Annotated in this window: 17 protein-coding genes and 1 pseudogene; 12 read left to right on the forward strand and 6 right to left on the reverse strand. The window is 63.1% G+C overall.

Features of this window, described 5'->3' with window-relative positions; all coding sequences use genetic code 11:
• Nucleotides 1-85: 85 nt before the first annotated feature.
• From QX041_RS05275 to guaA, 4 genes are all read left to right on the forward strand, one after another.
• Nucleotides 86-1,108, forward strand: coding sequence for an NADP-dependent oxidoreductase (locus QX041_RS05275; RefSeq protein WP_316164626.1), 1,023 nt, complete (start codon nucleotides 86-88; stop codon nucleotides 1,106-1,108).
• A gap of 138 nt (nucleotides 1,109-1,246) precedes the next feature.
• The gene (locus QX041_RS05280; RefSeq protein WP_315827416.1) at nucleotides 1,247-1,588 is read left to right on the forward strand and encodes an MAPEG family protein; all 342 of its coding nucleotides are present in this window, start codon (nucleotides 1,247-1,249) and stop codon (nucleotides 1,586-1,588) included.
• 13 nt (nucleotides 1,589-1,601) lie between these two features.
• Entirely contained in the window at nucleotides 1,602-2,903 is a 1,302-nt protein-coding gene (locus tag QX041_RS05285; protein WP_316164627.1) for an RsmB/NOP family class I SAM-dependent RNA methyltransferase, read from the forward strand.
• A gap of 402 nt (nucleotides 2,904-3,305) precedes the next feature.
• Nucleotides 3,306-4,910, forward strand: coding sequence for a glutamine-hydrolyzing GMP synthase (gene guaA / locus QX041_RS05290; protein WP_316164628.1), 1,605 nt, complete (start codon nucleotides 3,306-3,308; stop codon nucleotides 4,908-4,910).
• Nucleotides 4,911-4,923: 13 nt separating this feature from the next.
• On the opposite strand, the gene QX041_RS05295 is transcribed toward guaA, so the two are convergent.
• Genes QX041_RS05295 through QX041_RS05310 form a run of 4 tightly spaced genes read right to left on the reverse strand, consistent with a single transcriptional unit; the run spans nucleotide 4,924 to nucleotide 7,378 of the window.
• Entirely contained in the window at nucleotides 4,924-5,427 is a 504-nt protein-coding gene (locus QX041_RS05295) for a hypothetical protein (protein ID WP_316164629.1), read from the reverse strand.
• Between the two features lie 15 nt (nucleotides 5,428-5,442).
• Complete coding sequence (locus QX041_RS05300; RefSeq protein ID WP_316164630.1) at nucleotides 5,443-5,931, reverse strand: hypothetical protein; 489 nt, start codon at nucleotides 5,929-5,931, stop codon at nucleotides 5,443-5,445.
• A gap of 17 nt (nucleotides 5,932-5,948) precedes the next feature.
• Nucleotides 5,949-7,073, reverse strand: a complete 1,125-nt coding sequence (locus tag QX041_RS05305) for a transcriptional regulator (RefSeq protein WP_316164631.1) — start codon at nucleotides 7,071-7,073, stop codon at nucleotides 5,949-5,951.
• Nucleotides 7,073-7,378, reverse strand: a complete 306-nt coding sequence (locus tag QX041_RS05310) for a hypothetical protein (RefSeq protein WP_316164632.1) — start codon at nucleotides 7,376-7,378, stop codon at nucleotides 7,073-7,075. The genes QX041_RS05305 and QX041_RS05310 overlap by 1 nt, the downstream gene beginning before the upstream one ends.
• 1,443 nt (nucleotides 7,379-8,821) lie before the next feature.
• On the opposite strand from QX041_RS05310, the gene QX041_RS05315 reads away from it, so the two are divergent.
• Both QX041_RS05315 and QX041_RS05320 read left to right on the forward strand, forming a co-directional pair.
• Nucleotides 8,822-8,968, forward strand: coding sequence for a rubredoxin (locus QX041_RS05315; protein ID WP_409998619.1), 147 nt, complete (start codon nucleotides 8,822-8,824; stop codon nucleotides 8,966-8,968).
• 70 nt (nucleotides 8,969-9,038) lie between these two features.
• Nucleotides 9,039-9,683: an FMN-binding negative transcriptional regulator gene (locus tag QX041_RS05320; RefSeq protein ID WP_316164633.1), complete on the forward strand. Its 645-nt coding sequence runs from the start codon at nucleotides 9,039-9,041 to the stop codon at nucleotides 9,681-9,683.
• A 128-nt stretch (nucleotides 9,684-9,811) separates the two neighbouring features.
• Here the strand turns inward: QX041_RS05320 and QX041_RS05325 are convergent, their stop codons facing one another.
• Complete coding sequence (locus QX041_RS05325; RefSeq protein WP_316164634.1) at nucleotides 9,812-11,347, reverse strand: PLP-dependent aminotransferase family protein; 1,536 nt, start codon at nucleotides 11,345-11,347, stop codon at nucleotides 9,812-9,814.
• Between the two features lie 273 nt (nucleotides 11,348-11,620).
• Entirely contained in the window at nucleotides 11,621-12,556 is a 936-nt protein-coding gene (locus QX041_RS05330) for a LysR family transcriptional regulator (RefSeq protein WP_315749806.1), read from the reverse strand.
• A 136-nt stretch (nucleotides 12,557-12,692) separates the two neighbouring features.
• On the opposite strand from QX041_RS05330, the gene QX041_RS05335 reads away from it, so the two are divergent.
• The 6 genes and pseudogenes from QX041_RS05335 (at nucleotide 12,693) to QX041_RS05360 (ending at nucleotide 19,089) form a co-directional block, all read left to right on the forward strand.
• Nucleotides 12,693-14,003 (forward strand): cation:dicarboxylate symporter family transporter, encoded by a 1,311-nt coding sequence (locus QX041_RS05335; RefSeq protein WP_316164635.1) that lies wholly within the window; start codon nucleotides 12,693-12,695, stop codon nucleotides 14,001-14,003.
• 5 nt (nucleotides 14,004-14,008) lie between these two features.
• Nucleotides 14,009-15,040 (forward strand): PdxA family protein, encoded by a 1,032-nt coding sequence (locus QX041_RS05340; RefSeq protein ID WP_315827424.1) that lies wholly within the window; start codon nucleotides 14,009-14,011, stop codon nucleotides 15,038-15,040.
• Nucleotides 15,030-16,487 (forward strand): MmgE/PrpD family protein, encoded by a 1,458-nt coding sequence (locus QX041_RS05345; RefSeq protein WP_315749808.1) that lies wholly within the window; start codon nucleotides 15,030-15,032, stop codon nucleotides 16,485-16,487. Before QX041_RS05340 ends, QX041_RS05345 begins: the two co-directional genes overlap by 11 nt.
• A gap of 17 nt (nucleotides 16,488-16,504) precedes the next feature.
• The gene (locus QX041_RS05350) at nucleotides 16,505-17,941 is read left to right on the forward strand and encodes an MmgE/PrpD family protein (RefSeq protein WP_410051851.1); all 1,437 of its coding nucleotides are present in this window, start codon (nucleotides 16,505-16,507) and stop codon (nucleotides 17,939-17,941) included.
• 159 nt (nucleotides 17,942-18,100) lie between these two features.
• Nucleotides 18,101-18,223 (forward strand): annotated as a pseudogene (locus QX041_RS05355) (MBL fold metallo-hydrolase); the annotation flags it as partial.
• On the forward strand, nucleotides 18,220-19,089 hold the full coding sequence (locus tag QX041_RS05360) for a transporter substrate-binding domain-containing protein (RefSeq protein WP_315827425.1): 870 nt from the start codon (nucleotides 18,220-18,222) through the stop codon (nucleotides 19,087-19,089). The pseudogene QX041_RS05355 and the gene QX041_RS05360, both read left to right, overlap by 4 nt.
• The last annotated feature ends 107 nt before the right edge of the window (nucleotides 19,090-19,196 follow it).

A 19,196-nucleotide genomic window follows, 5' to 3' on the forward strand; every position in this document is an offset into this window, starting at 1 on the left:
GGGTTCGCGCTAACGCGCGCCCCGGAATGACGGAGGAGAGGGCACCGCTCCCTCAGCAAGCATAATAACATCAGGAGGAAACACCATGTCCCAAGCCAAGCGCATCGTTCTCGCCGCCCGTCCCGTCGGCGAGCCCAAGCCGACCGACTTCCGTCTCGAGGACTACGCCGTTCCGACGCCCGGTGCTGGCGAGGTGCTGCTGCGCACGATCTGGCTGTCGCTCGATCCCTACATGCGCGGGCGCATGAGCGACGGGCCGTCCTATGCCCAGCCGGTGCCGGTCGGCGGCGTGATGGAAGCGGGCACCGTCTGCGAAGTCGTGGCCTCGAACAATCCCGGCTTCAAGGCCGGCGACATCGTGCTGGCGCGCGCCGGCTGGCAGACGCACGCGATCTCCGACGGCAAGGGCCTCGCCAAGGTCGACCCGAAGCTGGCGCCGATCTCGACCGCGGTCGGCGTGCTCGGCATGCCCGGTATGACCGCCTACACCGGCCTGCTCGACATCGGCCAGCCCAAGCCGGGCGAGACGGTGGTGGTCGCCGCGGCCTCCGGCGCGGTCGGCTCGGCGGTGGGGCAGATCGCGAAAATCAAAGGCGCCCGCGCCATCGGCATCGCCGGCGGCAAGGACAAATGCGACTATGTGAAGAACGAGTTCGGCTTCGACGACTGCCTCGATCACCGCGATCCCGATCTCGCCGCGAAGCTGAAAGAGGCCTGCCCGAAGGGCATCGACGTCTATTTCGAGAATGTCGGCGGCCCGGTGTTCGAGGCGGTGTTCCCGCTGTTCAACGCCTTCGCCCGCATGCCGGTCTGCGGCCTGATCGCGCATTACAACGACACCCAGTCGGTGGCGCCGAAATGGGCCGGCGCCCTGATGCGCAACGTGCTGACCAAGCGGCTGACCATCCGCGGCTTCATCGTCAGCGATTTCGCCTCTCGCCATGGCGACTTCCTCAAGGACATGTCGACCTGGGTCCGCGACGGCAAGGTCAAGTACAAGGAGTTCGTCACCGAGGGCCTGGAGAACGCGCCGTCCGCGTTCATGGGCCTGCTCAAGGGCGCCAATTTCGGCAAGCAGCTGGTGCGGGTCGGACCCGACAAGGCCTGAGCACACCTGATGTAATTCTTAAGCCTGTCTGGAAAAAAGCGGGAACCACGGGCGCTTATCGGGAGTCCTGAGGGAACCGGTTCATCCACGAGGGCCCGGCATCATGCCGGGCCTTCGACTTTCTCAAGGGGGATTTCCATGTCGCTGACCATGGTGCTACTGCCCGTCTTCGTGCAGGTCGGGCTCACCTTCGCGCTGCTGTTCTGGAACAGGACACGGGCACAAACCGCTGACGTCGCCGACGAATTCGGCCTGCCGACGCTGTTCTACGCGCTGATCGCGATTGCGCTGCCGCTGCGGCATGCCGATCTGGTCATCGTGCTGCTGTCCTGGGTGTTCGTGGTGACCCGCTTCGTCAATGCCGGCCTCGTCAGCGGCGCCAAGGACAGCCGCCAGCGCGGCCTCGCCTGGACCGCCTCGGCGCTGGTGCTGCTGGCGATGTGGCTGTATTTCGCCCTCAAGATCCTTCTCCTGATCTAGAACTGGACCCCCAATGACCCCCGCCGCCCGGCTGTCCGCCGCCATCGACATCATCGAGACCATCGAGGCCCAGAGGGCGCCGGCGGCCAAGGCCTTGAAGGACTGGGGCACCAGCCACCGCTTCGCCGGCTCCGGCGACCGCGCCGCCATCGCCGGGCTGGTCTGGGACGTGCTCCGCCGCCGCGCCTCCAGCGCCTGGGTGATGCAGGACGACACCGCGCGGGCGCGGGTGCTCGGCATGCTCAAGCTCGAGCGCGGGCTGGACGTGCCGACCATCGCCGCGATGTGCGACGGCAGCCGCTTCGCGCCGCCGCCCTTGACCGCGCAGGAGGAGACGGCGCTGGCCTCGCGCACGACCGAGGGCGCGCCGCCGCCGGTCGCCGGCGACTATCCCGACTGGCTCGACCCTTATCTCACTGCGGTGTTCGGCGACGACCGCGTCGCCGAGGCCATGGCGATGGCCAGCCGCGCGCCGCTCGATCTGCGCGTCAACACGCTCAAGGCCAAGCGCGACAAGGTGCAGGCCTCGCTGAAGCATCTCGGCGCGGTGCCGACGCCGTGGTCGCCGATCGGCCTGCGCATCACGCTCGGTGCCGACGCCCGCAATCCCGGAATCCATGCCGAGGAGGATTTCATCAAGGGCGCGATCGAGGTCCAGGACGAGGGCTCGCAGCTCGCGGCGCTGTTCACGGCCGCCAAGCCCGGCGAGCAGGTCATCGACCTCTGCGCCGGCGCCGGCGGCAAGACCTTGGCGCTGGCCGCGATGATGGGCGGCAAGGGCCGGCTGATCGCCACCGACCACGACAAGCGCCAGCTCGCGCCCATCCACGAGCGGCTGTCGCGCGCCGGCGTCCACAATGCCGATGTGCGCAGCCCCAAGGGTGACGCCGATCCGCTCGCCGACATCAAGGCCTCGGCCGATCTCGTCGTCATCGACGCCCCCTGCACGGGCACCGGCACCTGGCGCCGCAATCCCGACGCCAAATGGCGCATGCGCCCCGGCGCGCTGGAGATCCGGCTGAAGGACCAGGCCGAAGTGCTCGACCGCGCCGCCTCCCTGGTCAAGCCCGGCGGCCGCATCGCCTACATCACCTGCTCGGTGCTGCAGCCCGAAAATGGCGACCAGGTCCGCGCCTTCGTGGATCGGCACCCGGCCTTCGCCATCCAGCCCCCAGACCAGACCGCCACCGTCCTCTGGGACAAGGCCGAGGCCTTCGCCGAGGCCGCGCTGAAGACGCCGGAGGGCTGGCTGATGACCCCGCGCCGGACGGGTACGGACGGGTTCTTCGTGTCGGTATTGAAGAAGCAGGCCTAAACTCCACCCACCGCCGTCATTGCGAGCGCAGCGAAGCAATCCAGGGTTGCGCGCGAGACTCTGGATTGCTTCGCTGCGCTCGCAATGACGGAGGAGGCAGCCGCGGCATCCTCCACCGTCGTCCTCTGCGAAAGCGGGGGACCCAGTAATCCACCCGCCGGTCGTGGCCGACCGAGACGCCGCGGCGTACTGGATACCCCGCCTTCGCGGGGCATGACGGCGTTGCCACAAGCACGCTGTCATTCCGGGACGCGCCCCTTGGCGCGGGCCCGGAATCCATACTCCCGGTCGTGGTTATGGATTCCGGGCTCGCGCTCCGCGCGCCCCGGAATGACGGGGAGGAAAGGGCGTCAACCCCGGCGAAGGGTTGCGGGACTCGTGCTCTCGGCGTAATTCCTTGCCATGACAGCCCAGCCCAACACCCCCGCCAGCGCCGCCACTGACACCTCCGTGGCCGCGCTCCACGACAAGATCCTGATCGTCGATTTCGGCAGCCAGGTCACGCAGCTGATCGCGCGCCGGGTGCGCGAGGACGGCGTGTATTGCGAGATCGTGCCGTTCCAGAAGGCGGAGGCCGCCTTCCGGCAGATGCAGCCCAAGGCCGTGATTCTCTCCGGCGGTCCGGAATCGGTCCACGAGGAAGGCTCGCCGCGCGCCCCGCAACTGATCTTCGAGAGCGGCGTGCCCGTGATGGGCATCTGCTACGGCCAGATGACGATGGCCGCCCAGCTCGGCGGCACCGTCGAGGGCGGCCACCACCGCGAGTTCGGCCGCGCCGACGTCGAGGTCAAGACATCGAGCCGCCTGTTCGACGGCGTCTGGCAGCCGGGCGAGCAGCACCAGGTGTGGATGAGCCATGGCGACCGCATCACGCAGATGCCGCCCGGCTTCTCCGTCGCCGGCGTCTCGCCGAACGCTCCTTTCGCCGTGATCCAGGACGAGCAGCGCAAATATTACGGCCTGATGTTCCACCCCGAGGTGGTGCACACGCCCGACGGCGCCAAGCTGATCCGCAACTTCGTCCGCAACATCGCCGGTCTCGGCGGCGACTGGACCATGCACGCCTTCCGCGCCGAGGAGATCAAGAAGATCCGCGCGCAGGTGGGGAAAGGCAAGGTGATCTGCGGCCTCTCCGGTGGCGTTGATTCCGCTGTCGCCGCGGTGCTGATCCACGAGGCGATCGGCGACCAGGTCACCTGCGTGTTCGTCGATCACGGCCTGCTGCGCCTGAACGAGGCCGAGACCGTCGTCGATCTGTTCCGGCACCACTACAACATCCCGCTGGTGCATGTGGACGCCTCGAAACTCTTCCTCGGCGAGCTCGCAGGCGTCACCGACCCGGAAGCGAAGCGCAAGACCATCGGACGCCTCTTCATCGACGTGTTCGAGGCCGAAGCCAAGAAGATCGGCGGCGCCGATTTCCTGGCGCAGGGCACGCTCTATCCCGACGTGATCGAGAGCGTCTCCTTCACCGGCGGCCCCTCGGTGACGATCAAGTCGCACCACAATGTCGGCGGCCTTCCGGCGCGCATGAACATGAAGCTGGTCGAGCCGCTGCGCGAGCTGTTCAAGGATGAGGTCCGCGTGCTCGGCCGCGAGCTCGGCCTGCCCGACGTGTTCGTCGGCCGCCACCCGTTCCCAGGCCCCGGCCTCGCCATCCGCTGCCCCGGCGAGATCACCGTCGACAAGCTCGACATCCTGCGCAAGGCCGACGCCATCTACATCGACGAGATCCGGAAAGCGGGCCTCTACGACACCATCTGGCAGGCTTTTGCGGTGCTGCTCCCCGTCAAGACCGTCGGCGTCATGGGCGACGGCCGCACCTACGACTACGTCGTCGGCCTGCGCGCCGTCACCTCGACGGACGGCATGACCGCGGATTTCTATCCGTTCGACATGAAGTTCTTAGGCAACACGGCCACGCGCATCATCAACGAGGTGAAGGGCGTGAATAGGGTGGTGTACGACGTGACGAGCAAGCCGCCGGGGACGATTGAGTGGGAGTAGGGGGCGCATCAGGTCAGCCTTTTTCAGGCTTTTCCAATCCTTTTTCCAGATAGATCGTGTGGAATAAGGAGATTACTTTCTCTGCATAGTCGTCAATGTCATTGGCAGCTTCGGTCAGCCGCTCCCTAGTCGATGAGGCTTGCATTAACTCAAACTGCCCCTCGCTCTTGCGCTCGTATAAGCGCAGTGAGAATCGATGATTACCTTGACGATCGACTTCCAAGTCTGCCCATCCGTGTGCCATGAACTTGCGGATGTAATCAAACTGAGCAAGGGCCTCGCAGGCTTGGTCTAGTTCAGCCTTGTATTTTTCATACCCCTCGCGCTCTGCAATCCGCTTTGCTGCCTTAAGTCGCGCCTCTATCCTGTATGGGAACTTCAGCTCAAGCTTGACGGCGATGTCGGCAAGCAAAAATTCCACCTGCGAGTAGGAGGTTAGTATGCGGCCGCGCAGATAGATGATGTCATCCACTAGCTGCTTATGTTCGGTGGTCACGGCCTTTGAATTGAGAGCCATTGAAACCTCAATAATCTACGCAGCTTCATCGGCGTCTCGGTCGTAGAGAGCGGAGGCTTCCATTTCAGCGACGTCGTCAGTGAAGTCGAGGATAGTTGGTATGGGTCTATCCGAGGGACTCACGTCGTTAAAATGATCGACGTCCTGCTTAAATTGGAAGCAATCGTCTGCGATCGATTTTCGGCGTTGACTGAATGATTTTTCCATAAATGATCGCGGCGCGCTGTCTATGTCGGCCCAAAGGCTGAGTTGGACGCCGCCGCTGCTGGTTCGGACTGAATGCTTGGCGCGATACCGGCGTCCCTTTTCGTCAACGCGCTTCTCTTGCCGCAGACTATCTGCAAGGGCTTCGCGACAAATTTTAACGACGTCGCGTGGGGCAGGACTATAAAGCCTTTGTTCAAGCGCCCAAGTCGCAACTTCATCTAGCGATACTGGAGAGGAGCTGACTTCGTTGGTATAGCGGTCGAATATCGCTTGCATCTGTTCAGTAAAGGTTGCCATTCTCTTGCCGTTGTTTGCTAGAGTTCAGTAGTAACTGCAGTGCCCCATCCGTCAGAGATGGCTTCTTGTGTAAGATAGCGACGTACAGGAACTTGATGCTTGCGAAGATAGTCGTATCGCTTCATCCGCTTCTGTAGCTGGCCGACTACAATGCCGGGATGAACTCCCATTAATGACGCAAAGCCAATCACGTCTCTCTCAGAGAAGTATGGATGCTTTCGCGCATAAAAAGAATCCATCTTTTTCAGTGGCACGCAGAACTCAGCTGCGGCAGCATTTGCTATAGCTTCTTCATTATTGCCCGCAGTCTCAAGGCTATTCTCTCCGCTGAGATCGTCGATCATCCCGATCGAGTTTTTCCCGTGTCCCTGAAGGATGTGTTCGATCTCGTGCCGCAGAACAAACCAAAAATTGTCGATACGGTCGTAGAGTGTTGACATGCCAATGACAGGCGATTGATCGTCGAGCCATGTGCAAACGCCATCAATTTTTGCGTTTGGAAGAACCTCAACCAATGCAAAACGTACTCCACATTCTGCCAACGTAGCCGGAACGAGATGGACAGCCTCGGGATCAATCATTAATGAGCGAAGGCGAGGAAGTCTGTCGCGAAGCTGTTCGGATTTGAATGGGCCTACAGATATCTGCTTAGCTAACTGCCGTACCCGATACACCCACGCTAACTGATGCGGGGGCGTTTGATCGTAATGGGTACGTTTCGCGGCAAACGCAATCTCGCGGATCTCAGCATCGCTAGAGATATCAAAAAACCGCTTCATTTGTAGTTGAAGTAATGATGCCTCTCCATCTTTGATCCAGCCTCTACGGATCATATCGCGAACGGGAAACTGAGATTGAAGTTCGGCTCGTTTCTTCACGGCCGGATCAGGACGCTTTGCATTTTGCAGGTCGTGCTCAGCTTGCAGATTTAAGAAGAACTGAGGCGCCACATCAAAGGCGTCGCCTAGCAGACGCGCCATGTCCGGCGTAATCGCTCGTTTGCCCGACAGAAGTGGATTGAGCTGCTGTTCGGTCTGGCCGAGAATGAAAGCGAGATCGCGTTGAGACCACCCGCGTGCATCCAGTTCTTGTTTTATGAACACACCAGGAGAGTCGACGGGAATGTTGGAGCGCGCCAACATCACGCCGCTCCTCGGACGGGTTGGTCAATCGCAATCACGGTAACGTTCATGGCGCCACTATCTTCTTCGATTTTCAAGACCAAGATCCATCCGGCAGAGAGATTAACTAGGTGCTCGCAAGCGGCTTCCGAACGTGCACGTAAGCCGAGGCTTTTCCAATTTTGAAGCGTTCGAATATCGGGGGCCGCACGAATAACGCTCAGCCGATGCCGAGCAAGCTGAATAACAGCCACCGGAAAATTGGTGTCTGATGCTCGCTCCGTTTCGAGAAGCGCTAATCGGCGGTCCGCAAACTCGATCTTCATGAAATGCAGCGTATCCGAGTCGCGTAAGACGCGAAAGCGTAAACTTAACGGCCGGCGTTAAGTTATGAAGTAATAAAAAAGTGAATAATATCAAATATTTGGCTTGGTGCAAAGATTGGAATTACGGTGAGCACTTTAACTAGTGCGCCCGGGGTGACAGTGCACGAAACTCCTCGGCTCGCTCGCTGCGACTGAGCAGGTTGATCGCGACGTAGGGCAGCAGGCCTCCACGAACTGTCAATTTCTGAAGCCGTGTATCAAACTGACCACGTACCCGACGGGCAATCCCCGCATGCCCCGCATGCGCCAACTGCCCGTCGTGCCAGTTTGTCGCGGACTCCTCCCTTGCCATGTCGGGCAAATCACCTCCACATTCTCGCGCATCCCGGCTCGCTGAAGAGGGACGTTTCGCGATCGTCATGAAGCGTCGAGCCGGAGAGGCGACGGGCGCGTTGCTCTGCAGCCGGGTGTCACAGCCCGCGCCGACGAACGGAGCGAGGCGACGGCGAAGTGGTGTGGTCCTGGTCTCCCGACGCTGAGACCAAGCCGGCGGGGATGATGATCCGCTGGCGACGGGGCAAGACAGCCGGTCCCCGGGGAGAGCGCCTATAAGCCGTCAAACCGTCGCGCAGGGAAGGCCGGATATTGGGCTGAACCTGTGGTTCTGCCGCGTGCTTTTTGCTGCACGCGGACCGCGGGTATCAGCCGATACCCGGTCTTCCCTGCGCCTCTTCTTCGGACGAAGAGGTTCATTCAGGACACAACTCGGGCGTAGACCGCCGCGAGACGGCTCAGCCATACCCGCTGTTTGAAACGTATACAACGCACCCGTGCCATGTCCTGATCAGGTGGACAGTCATAGGGTGATCTGCCGTCTATCCAGTGGCGTCAAAAGCACTGCGCCGCAGCGTCGCCAGGACACGCCCGCGCCACCGATCGTGTCTGCATTCGCGGGCATTGCGGGATTGTCGATCAGTTGAGGTCGGCCCGGCCGTCGGGGCGACGTTTGAGCACTCCACCGAGAGCGGTCCGGCGAGGGGATCATGCAGGAAAGCTCCCGCTCGGCAAATCGACAATGGCGACGAGCAGCTGATCTTCAGGCAAAGCATCGAGTCTGCCGCCCGGCCGGGTACAATCCTGAGGGCTGTGATCGGTTCTAATCGCGTGGCACCGCAGCCTGGAGGACTTTACCCGCCGCTCGTGGAGGCCGGTAGCTGCCGTGTTGGACCGGCCGGCCCGCACGGAGCTGGCGAGCCGTCCCATCAAGGACAATTCTGGTCCAGTGATAATGCCAAGAACTGGCCCTGTTGAATGGGGCAGGCCTGGCCTAAATCGCTTGTGAACCGCCTCCTGACACAAGGGCAAGCCATCATGAGCAGGGACAGCGCTCACCCGAACTCCGAAACGACCGCTGAGGCGCCCGTCTACAAGAGTTGGACATGCGTGCTCTGCGGACTCGTCTACAATGAACGCGACGGATGGCCCGACGACGGCATTCCACCCGGCACGCGTTGGCAGGACGTGCCCGAGGATTGGATCTGCCCCGACTGTGGTGCAGGCAAGAGCGACTTCGCGATGGTCGAGGTCTGAACAAATCCCGACAATGGCTGCGTGACCGTCAACGGTGACGTGGCGTTCTCTTCCTGCCGAAGGAGTTGCAATGTACATTCCCTCGCACTTCGACGAAGCCCGTCCTGAGATGCTCTGCGATCTGATCGAAAAGAATCCGCTTGGCATTTTGATCACGCACGGCAAGGGCGGCTTGGACGCCAATCATATTCCGTTCGAGCTGAACCGAGCGCAGGGGCAGTGGGGAACGTTGCACTGCCACGTGGCCCGCGCGAACCCGGTGTGGCGGGATCTGGACACTGGCGCTGAGGTGCTCGTGGTGTTCCGCGCCTCTGACGGCTATATCTCCCCTCAATGGTACCCGAGCAAGCAGGATTTCCACAAGCAGGTGCCGAGCTGGAACTATCTCGTCGCGCATGCGTACGGGCGCGTGACCATTCACGACGACGAACGCTACGTGCGCGGCAATGTCGCCCGTTTGACACGGAAGCATGAAGCGTCTCAACCGGTCCCTTGGAAGATGACTGACGGTCCGAAGGACTATATCGACACGATGCTCAAGGCGATCGTCGGGCTGGAGATCGCAATCACGAACCTGGTCGGAAAATCCAAGCTGAGCCAGAACAAGGAGGTGCGAGACATACGCTCCGCAGGCAACGCCTTGAAAGAACGAGGCGAGCATGTCATCGGAGACGCCATGCTGGCGGCCGCAGCCGTCAAGGCAAGCCAGGAGTAGAGACGCGGCAATCAGGCGATAAGAGCAGCGCGCGAGCGATCCAGCTTTCGTATTTGTCAGTATTTGTCAGCGTCCCCATGCGGGGCGAGGAGACGTCCGGCGCGCCGGTGTGAGCATGAGCGACTGTCTCACGATCTGACCGCCGTCAGCGGCGCGGGCTTGGATGGGCGAGCCGTCCCCTTGGCTGCGACGCATGCATCGAGGACGCCTCTGAGGCGGACGACGGCGGACTGTAGCTCCGCAATCGAAAAGCCGCCGAACCCGAGCATGAGTCCGCCACGAGGCGGGGTCGCATGGTACATGGGCGAGATCGGTCGCACCACCAGCCCCGCTTTGTGCGCCTGCTCCGCGACCGTGACATCGTCGAGGCCGGGCGGAAGCCAGAGTAACAGGTGCATGCCCTGGTCGCTCGGCTGCAGCGTTGCCCAGGACGGTAGGTCCTTGACAAGGGCGGAGATCAGGGCGGCGCGTCGTTCTGCGTAAGCGCCGCGAATGCGCCGGATGTGGGCTTCGAAATGGCCTTCGCGCATGTACTGCGCGAGGACGTGCTGGTCGACCGCCGGCGAATGGCGATCGATGAGGGCGCGCGCACCAGCGAACGCGTCGACCAGGGGAGGGGGAACGATCGCATATCCGATCCTCATCGAGGAGAACAGGACCTTACTCATCGTCCCAAGGTAAACGACGCGCGCGGGATCGAGTCCCTGCAACGATGGAAATGGATGTCCGGCGTAGCGAAGTTCGCTGTCGTAGTCGTCTTCGACGATCCAGGCATTGTTCTGCCGCGCCCACGACAGCAACGCGGTGCGTCTCGCCATGCTCATGGGCATGCCCAACGGATACTGATGCGAAGGTGTGACGAAAGCGACCCGGGCGTTCGGGCACTGGACGAGACCGTCTTGGACGTCGATGCCCTGATCATCCACGGGAATCCGGAAAGTCCGGACATTGAAGTTTTCGAGCACGGCGATGATGCCGGGGTAGGCCGGGTCTTCGGCCCACACGGCATCGCCGTCAGAGAGAAGGACGGTCGCCGATATGAAAAGCCCCTGTTGCGTGCCCGCCGTAACGATGACCTGATCGGGCTCGCATTTCACGCCCCGAGCCTTCCGTACATATTCGGCAATTGCGATCCGCAAATCGGGTAATCCTTTCGGATCAATGTAGCCCGACGGGGCGGCTGCCCGCAGAGCCCGGACACGATTGCCAAGCCGTCGCCATTGGTCGCCGGGGGCAACTGCACCCGCGGGATGAGCGATCGCAAACGGCGCCGGGTCTTGAGGCCGGAGAGTCCGCGCGACCTCAGCAAGACGGGCGACTTTCTCCGGCAACAGAGGACTGGGGTCTGCGCGTTCGATCAACGCCGGAGCGCGGGTCATCAAATCGGTGTCGGCATTGACGTTCGCGACGATCGTGCTGCCTCTGGCCCGGGCCTCGAGGTAGCCTTCTGCATGGAGCTGATGAAACGCCTCGATGACGGTTCCTCTCGCGAGCTGCAATGAATTGGCAAGGGCGCGAGTGGATGGCAGTCGCTCGCCAGGCTTCAAGATCCCCTTCGATATCGCCTCGCGAAGCGCTTGAGTCAGTTGGTATCCAACGCGGCCGGCAGTCCGGTCGAGCGAGCCCAGCGAGGGAATTGCGATGATGGTTCGGCGTCGTGCCATCGGTTCTCTGGTCCAACTGTTCTCCCGAATCTTGGACCAAACAATAGATCAGTTCCAGACGCCGGTGTCGGATTCGTTCCAATTGCGAGGGTTTGCGTAGGTCTGAACTGAGAAAGAACCTCGATCAGGGTATCGGGCTACGAATTCGCATACCGGAACCTGCCGCTGGTAGCGGGTCGAAGAGGCGCTGGACATGCGGAGATGGAGCGCGACGCCGAAGCCCTGCGTGGGCTGACCAGCAACGCTGGCTATGCCGCCATCTTCGCCAATTGGCTAAGTCGCTGCCAGCTTCCTTGCCGTGCTCCAAAGACTCTCAGCGGCATGGATCATCCGCGCCCGCGCGCGGATGAGGCATATGCTGATCTTGATGTCCCAGTCCTTGGGGCCGGCTCTCACCAATCGGCCGCTCTGGAGATCGAGCTCGACCAGGCTGCGTGGAGCCCAGGTGATCCCGCGGCCTTCTCGGGCCATGTTGATGAGCAGCATCACCGGTGCTGAGAAGCTGGGGAGCAACATGGCGCTTGGCTGCTTCGTCGCGAGGAAGGCGGTCACGATGCGGCCCACGCCTGAACCCGGATGATAGGCGAGATAGGGCAGCGGTTTGTCCGCAGAGCCAGGCAGCGCAAACCGCGGCATCGATTGCCGCCGGCGACCGCTGCGCGTGACGGCCTTGTAACCGGTCGCGCTGATCGGGACCAGGACGTCGTCGGCGAGATCGATGCGCTGAAAGCGATCGTTATTCAGACGGCTGGCGAGCGATGGATGGTAATGCGCCAGCATGAAATGCGCATGGGCCTCGAGCAGGAGCTTCTCACACCCGGCGAAGTTCGACGCCACGAGCTGAACGGCGGATCCGGATCGCGCGCGGTCGACCCGGCGGATCCAGTCCGGAAAGAACGTCTGCGACAGTGCGTGGGTGGCGACGAATTGAACCGTCTCGGCCTTGAGGCGCGCCGCTTCCAGGGCCTCCTCGCGGCCGTTTGACAGCCTGCGAATGACGTCCTCCGCCACCGGACGAAAACTCTCCCCCGCCGGCGTCAGCTTCACGACATGCGTGCTGCGCTCGAACAGAGGCGCTCCAAGCCACGCTTCCAGCGACTTGATCCGCCGGCTCAAGGCCGGCTGCGTCACGTGCCGGCGCAGCGCTGCGCGGGAGAAGCCGCCGTCCTCCGCAATGGCGAGGAAATCCTCGATCCAGCTCAGGTCCATGATGCCAGCTCGTTATTGAATTATTCCAATACGGCATTAGCACCGCGGCACCGGCTGGTCCAATGTCAGGCCAAAGATAAGGGCCGCGGAGACGCTGTTTGCAGCGCCAAAGAGCGCGAGGCGGGAGGACACGGAATTGACGATCACAACGACTCCTTTGTCCGAGGCGCTCCCGACGCAGGCCGCTGCGCCCCGTGCCGGCTCGCTTTGGCGGGAGCCTTATGTCCTGATCGTGGCGGGCGCCGTGCTCGGCGCACTCGTCGGCGCGCTGTTTCCGGCTGCAGCACTCGAATTCAAGCCGCTCGCCGACGGCTTCATCTCGCTCATCAAGGTCACGATTGCGCCGCTGGTGTTCCTGGTCGTGGTGACCGGCATCGCGCAGGTCGGCGACATGAAGGCGGTCGGGCGCATCGGACTCAAGGCCTTCCTGTATTTCGAAATCGTCACGACGCTCTGCCTGCTGTTCAGCTTCATCGTGGTGCGATGGGTCCAGCCCGGCGCGGGTGTGGCGCACGCCACCCCGCAACAGGCCGAAGCCGTGGCCCGCTATGCGCAGACCCATGTCGGCTCGTTGTCGGCCTATGTCCAGCACATGATCCCCGAAAGCTTCTTCGGCGCCTTTGCCAGCGGCGACGTGCTTCAGGTTCTCGTGCTCGCGCTGCTGTGCGGCATTGGCCTCCTGATGCTCGGCGAAAAGGCGCTGCCGTTGCGCTCGGGCATGGAGCGGTTGACCGAGCTCGTGTTCAGCGTGGTCCATGTCGTCGTCATGCTAGCACCGATCGGGGCCTTCGGCGCCATGGCGTTCACGGTCGGCAAATTCGGCGCCGCCACATTGTACGCCCTCGCGCTCTTGGTCGGGACGGCCTGGGCGATGATGGCGTTCTTCATCTTCGTCGTCCTGGGAACGATCTGCCGTCTGGTCGGCATCCGGCTGATGGACCTGCTCCGGCTGTTGCGCCCCGAGCTTCTCGTCGTGCTCGGAACGTCGTCGTCGGAGACGGCGATTCCCGGAATGATGGAGAAGCTGCCAAGGGCGGGGGTGGGACGCGCCGTGACCGGTCTCGTCATTCCGTCCGGCTACTCCTTCAATCTCGACGGCGTGGCGCTGACATTGCCGCTGAGCACGATCTTCGTGGCGCAGGTCTACGGCATCGAGCTGAGCACGGCGCAGCAGTTGAGCCTGTTTGTCGTGATGCTGTTCACCAGCAAGGGCGCAGCCGGTGTCACGGGCGGAGCGTTCGCCGCGTTGGCGGCGACCGTCGTTGCGGCCGGGCTGCCTGTCGAAGGCCTCGCGCTATTGCTCGGAATCGACCGCTTCATGTCGCTGGCGCGCGCGGTCACCAACACCATCGGCAACGCAGTGGCCGCGATCGTGGTGGCGAAATGGGATGGTGAATTCGACCGCGACGATTGGGGGCGGGTCGTCCAGATGAAAGCAGCAAAGTAGGATCCATGGTTCTCAGTGAAGACTTGCCGATCGTGGCGCTGGTTCCCGGTGATTGCACCGGTATCGGTCCTGAGCAGACCGCGCGAATCCTCTCCGATCACCGCCTGGCCGATGCGGCGCGCCTCGTCGTGGTGGGCGATGCCCGCGTGCTGGAGATGGGAATGGCGCATGCCGGCGTGAGCTTCGATATCGAGCGGATCGGCTCACCCAGCGAGGCTTCCTGGGTTTCCGGCAAGATCCAGCTGATCGATCTCGGCAACACCGACCCGTCGAGGCACCCGATCGGAAAGGCCAGCGCCGAGTCCGGGCGGCTCACCGGAGAGACGCTGTCGCGGGCGATCGATCTTGCCAAAGACGGCGCGATCGATGCCATCACCTTCGCGCCCTTGAACAAGCGCGCGATGTTCGACGGCGGCTGGAGGTACCCGGACGAGCACAAGATGTTCGCGGACCTGCTCGGGCACCGTACGTATTTTTCTGAAATGAACGTGTTGGATGGACAATGGATGTCGCGCGTCACCGGGCACCAGTCCCTGCGCGAGGCGCTGAACGACATCAGCCCGCCGCGGATCACCGATGCGGTGGTCCTCGTCGACAGGATGATGCGGAGATCCGGAGTCGCCGCGCCGCGGATCGCCGTGGCCGCACTGAATCCGCATGCCGGCGAGGGCGGCTTGTTCGGTCGCGACGAGATCGAGATGATCAAGCCGACGGTGGAGGCGATTGCGAAACAGGGCATTGTCTGCAGCGGTCCGTATCCGGCGGATACGGTTTACATTCGCGCCTTTGCCGGCGAGTTCGACAGCGTCGTCGCGATGTATCATGACCAGGGGCAGATCGCGACGAAGCTGCGCGGCTTCAATCGCGGAGTGACCGTCACGGCCGGCCTCGAGACCGTCTTCACCACGCCCTCGCACGGCACGGCGTTCGACATCGTCGGCAAGGGCGTCGCAGACACCGGCGCGCTCGAAAGCGCGGTCCGGCTCGCCGCGCAATTGGCCTCGTTCAAAGCCCGGGAGATGTCACATGCACACTGATCGCAGGACCCTGCTTCAGGCCGCCGCCGCTCTTCCCTTGTCCGCGGTCGGCGCGACTACGGCATTTGCACAGGCTCAGGCACCGGCGGCGCCCGCCGCGGCGCCGCCCAAGGAGATCACGCGTACGCTTGCGCGGTACATCGTCTCGGCGGGATATGATGTTCTGCCGGTCAAGGTCCGCAAGGAAGGCGTGAGGACGCTGCTGAACTGGGTCGGCGTCGCGATCGGCGGGTCGCGACACGAAACGGTCGATATCGCGGTCGCGGCGTTGGCGCCGTTCTCCGGCCCGCAGCAGGCGTCGCTGTTCGGCCGGCGCGAGCGGTTCGACATCATGAACGCCGCCTTCATCAACGGCGTGTCCAGCCACATCTTCGATTTCGACGACACCCATCTGAAGACGATCATCCATCCGGCCGGTCCGGTGGTTTCGGCGATCATTGCGCTCTCGGAAATGCAGCCGGTCTCCGGAAAGGAGTTCTTGAATGCGCTCGTCCTCGGTGTCGAGACCGAGTGCAGGATCGGCAACGCCGTCTATCCGAACCACTACGATGTCGGCTGGCACATCACCGGGACTGCCGGGGTGTTCGGTGCGGCTGCGGCTGCCGGCAAGCTGTTGAAGCTCAGCGAGCAGCAGATGACCTGGGCGCTGGGCCTCGCCGCGTCGCAGCCGGTCGGCCTGCGCGAATCGTTCGGGTCCATGAACAAGAGCTTCAACCCCGGCCGTGCGGCGTCAAACGGCATATTTGCCGGCCTTCTGGCGTCGAAGAACTTCACGTCGTCGGACGGGATGATCGAGGCGAAGCGCGGCTGGGCCAACACGATCAGCACGAAGCAGGACTATGGCGAGATCGTCGGCGATCTCGGCAAGCGTTACGAAGCCGCGCTCAACACCTATAAGCCGTTCGCCTGCGGCATCGTGCTGCATCCGGCGATCGATGCCGCGATTCAGCTGCGCAACGAGAACAGGCTGACGGGCGACCAGATCGATCACGTCGATCTCAAGGTCAATCCGCTCGTGCTCGAGCTGACCGGCAAGAAGACGCCGCAGCAGGGGCTCGAGGGCAAGTTCAGCATCTTTCATGCGGTGGCCGTGGCGATCGTGGAAGGCGCGGGCGGAGAGAAGCAGTTCAGCGATCGCGCGGTAACCGATCCGACGGTGCTGTCGCTGCGTGGCAAGGTCATTCCGGTCATCACGCCCGAGATCAAGCCGGAGCAGGTCGAGATGATGATCGTGCTGAAGGATGGGCGGAAGCTCAGCCGCCGCATCGAGCACGCCGTCGGCAGCGTGGAAGTGCCGATGACCGACCAGCAGCTCGAGGCGAAGTTCGTGGACCTCGCCGACGGCATCGTTCCGGCGGCGTCGATCCGGCGGATCATGGACGCCTGCTGGAATGTCGAGAGTCTGTCGAATGCTGCCGACATCGCGAAGATGTCGGCGTCGGCCTGACGATGGCGAGGAGGGCCATGTCGTCGCGCCGCCGTCTGCTGCAATCGGCGGGGGCGTTTGCTGCAATCTCGGCGACGCCGATCCGTTTCTCCCGGGCCGCCGGCCCGGGCGTGACCGAGCGCCTGGCGCGCTACATGGTTGCGGCGCGTGACCAGGAGCTGCCGGAGCAGGTGATGCTCGCATGCAAGCACCGCATTCTCGACACGCTCGGTGCGATCGTCTCGGGTGCGCGTATGCATCCGGGCGAGATGGCGCTGAGATACGTGCGCAGCCTCGGCGGCGAGCCGCAGGCGTCCGTCGCCGGCTCCGACGTCCGGACGACGGCCGTCAATGCGGCGATGGCAAACGCCATGTGCGCTCACGCCGACGAGACCGACGATTTCGAACCGGTCACCAAGGCGCATCCGGGGTGCGCGGTCATCCCCGCCGCGCTCGCTATGGCTGAACGGGAGCATCGCAATGGGCGCGACGTGATCCGCGCCGTTGTGCTCGGCTATGACCTGACCTGCCGCCTTCTGATGGCGCTCGGGCCGGACCTGGTGCGCGGCTCGCATCGCAGTGCCGAGGGCACGTCGTCGACATTCGGCGCGCTCGGCGCTGCGGCCTCGCTGGCGCGGCTCGATGAGAGGGGCATGCGTCACGCCATTTCCTATTCGGCGCAGCAAGTCTCGGGGCTGTGGAGCTGGGTCAAGGACACGGACCACATCGAGAAGGCATTCGATTTCGCCGGAATGGGCGCGCGCAACGGTGTCATGGCGGTCGACATGGTGATGGCCGGGCTCACCGGCGTCGATGACGTGCTCGATGGCACCCACAACCTGTTCATCGCGCTGTCGAGCGATCCGAAGCCGGAGGAGATGGTCAGGGATCTCGGCAGCCGCTTCTACGTCACGGAGACGGCCATCAAGACCTTTTCGGTCGGCGATCCGATCCAGTCGCCGCTGGATGCGCTGCTCACGCTGCGCCGACAGCAAGGGCTCACTCCAGACAACGTCCGCAGCATCCTGGTCAAGCTTCCGACCGACGCGATGGGCATCGTCGGCGACAGCGCCATGCCCGACGTGAACTGTCAGCATCTCGTCGCGCTTGCGTTGGTCAAGGGGGCGGTCTCGTTCGGAGACAGTCATGATGTCGCGCTGATGCGCGACCCGACGATCCTGGAGCAACGGGCGAAGGTGACGCTCGCAGGCGACAAGGGCTTGATGGATCCGGCTGCGCCACGCGGTGCGATCGTCGAGGTGACTCTGGTCGATGGCCGCAAGGTCGATCATTTCACCAGACACCCGCCGGGCACCAAGGAGAATCCGCTGGGCACGGAGGCCGTCAACGTCAAGACCAGGGATCTGATGACGCCCGTTCTGGGGCGTGAGAAGACGGAGAAGCTGATCGACATGGTTGGGCGGCTCGAAGAAATCGACGACATCGGCCGGTTGCGCGCACTATTCGCGGCGTGATCGGCTGTCACGGCGATGAGAAGCGACGGAACATCATCGTCTGATCCATTCCCTTGGCGGCGCGGCGGGCGGCTCGTCGGCTCGGTCTTCTCCGGTGCATTCTGCGGATTGACGAAAAAAGAAGACGAAGCGGGAGGGACGAGACATGAAGCTGAGGCTGATGCGGCAGCGGAGAAGGCGACCGTGATCGGATTCCACTTCGCGTTCCCGTCGGTCGGACGCGTCGAGAAAGACGGCGCCGGCTATCGGCTGATCCCATCATCGTGGAATCCGACGCTATGAAAGACCGGCACATTGTCAGCACGGCGGTACCGATGTCGGATCGCGCCAGACCACGCATGAAATCGACCGGTCCGCTCGCATCGCTTGGCTTTGCCATCGCAAGCCTTGGCTTGGGCTTCTGGGCCATGATGGCGGGAGCAGCTGCGCAGGATGCGCGCGAGATCGCTCCGACCGGCGTGCTGCGCGTCGCTGTTGCGGTCGGGCCGGCCGCCTCCGCGTTCTGGACGACACGCGATCCGGCGACAGGCAAGCCTGTCGGCGTGACAGTCGAACTGGCCAAGGCGGCCGCGGGCAAGCTCAATGTGCCGCTTGAGCTCGTCGAATATCAGAGCTCGGACGAAATCGCGGCCGCCGGCAGCAAAGGGGCGTGGGATCTGTCCTTCATGCCGGCGGATCGCAAGCGGGAGCAGTTCGTCGATCAAGGACCTGCCTATGTCGCCTACATGAGCGGGTATCTCATTCGCGCGAACTCGGACATCACGGCCGTCGCCGATATCGACCGTCCGGGAATCCGGGTCGGCTGCATCGAAGGCACCTCGACGTCCAGAACGGTCGAGGCGAGCATGAAAAGTGCCAGCGTGACGAAATTCATCAAGCCTGAAGAGGCCGCTGAGCTGATCGGCCAGGGTCGGCTCGACGCCCTCGCCATGGGCATGGAAGCCTTGGAGGAGCTGTCGCGGCGCCTGTCGGGCAGCCGGGTCTTGAACGAGGTCATCCAATCAACGGGCGTCGTCGTGGTCGTCCCGAAGGGCAAAGTGACGGCGCGGGAGTGGGCGGCCCGATTTCTTGCAGATGCCAAGGCGAATGGCACGGTGCGCCGAGTGCTCGATCAAAGTGGATTTGTCACCGCCAAGGTCGCCCCGTGATGCCGTGGTGAACTCCGGCCAAGCCATATCTTTGGCTTATGAGCGCCAACGCCAAATCGTATTTTGGCTGTGCTGGAATTCCGTCTATCTCCAATCGGCGGGCGATG

It is taken from the genome of Bradyrhizobium sp. SZCCHNRI2009 (genome assembly GCF_032485115.1).
Taxonomy (GTDB): domain Bacteria; phylum Pseudomonadota; class Alphaproteobacteria; order Rhizobiales; family Xanthobacteraceae; genus Bradyrhizobium.

Bases quoted from the DNA above. Each gene is read 5' to 3' on its own strand.
- QX041_RS05325 (WP_316164634.1), bottom strand. From the start codon at position 11,347: ATGGCACGACGCCGAACCATCATCGCAATTCCCTCGCTGGGCTCGCTC.
- QX041_RS05310 (WP_316164632.1), bottom strand. From the start codon at position 7,378: ATGAAGATCGAGTTTGCGGACCGCCGATTAGCGCTTCTCGAAACGGAG.
- QX041_RS05275 (WP_316164626.1), top strand. From the start codon at position 86: ATGTCCCAAGCCAAGCGCATCGTTCTCGCCGCCCGTCCCGTCGGCGAG.
- QX041_RS05350 (WP_410051851.1), top strand. From the start codon at position 16,505: ATGTCGTCGCGCCGCCGTCTGCTGCAATCGGCGGGGGCGTTTGCTGCA.
- QX041_RS05305 (WP_316164631.1), bottom strand. From the start codon at position 7,073: ATGTTGGCGCGCTCCAACATTCCCGTCGACTCTCCTGGTGTGTTCATA.
- QX041_RS05300 (WP_316164630.1), bottom strand. From the start codon at position 5,931: ATGGCAACCTTTACTGAACAGATGCAAGCGATATTCGACCGCTATACC.
- guaA (WP_316164628.1), top strand. From the start codon at position 3,306: ATGACAGCCCAGCCCAACACCCCCGCCAGCGCCGCCACTGACACCTCC.
- QX041_RS05340 (WP_315827424.1), top strand. From the start codon at position 14,009: ATGGTTCTCAGTGAAGACTTGCCGATCGTGGCGCTGGTTCCCGGTGAT.
- QX041_RS05320 (WP_316164633.1), top strand. From the start codon at position 9,039: ATGTACATTCCCTCGCACTTCGACGAAGCCCGTCCTGAGATGCTCTGC.
- QX041_RS05280 (WP_315827416.1), top strand. From the start codon at position 1,247: ATGTCGCTGACCATGGTGCTACTGCCCGTCTTCGTGCAGGTCGGGCTC.
- QX041_RS05360 (WP_315827425.1), top strand. From the start codon at position 18,220: ATGAAAGACCGGCACATTGTCAGCACGGCGGTACCGATGTCGGATCGC.
- QX041_RS05285 (WP_316164627.1), top strand. From the start codon at position 1,602: ATGACCCCCGCCGCCCGGCTGTCCGCCGCCATCGACATCATCGAGACC.
- QX041_RS05345 (WP_315749808.1), top strand. From the start codon at position 15,030: ATGCACACTGATCGCAGGACCCTGCTTCAGGCCGCCGCCGCTCTTCCC.
- QX041_RS05330 (WP_315749806.1), bottom strand. From the start codon at position 12,556: ATGGACCTGAGCTGGATCGAGGATTTCCTCGCCATTGCGGAGGACGGC.
- QX041_RS05295 (WP_316164629.1), bottom strand. From the start codon at position 5,427: ATGGCTCTCAATTCAAAGGCCGTGACCACCGAACATAAGCAGCTAGTG.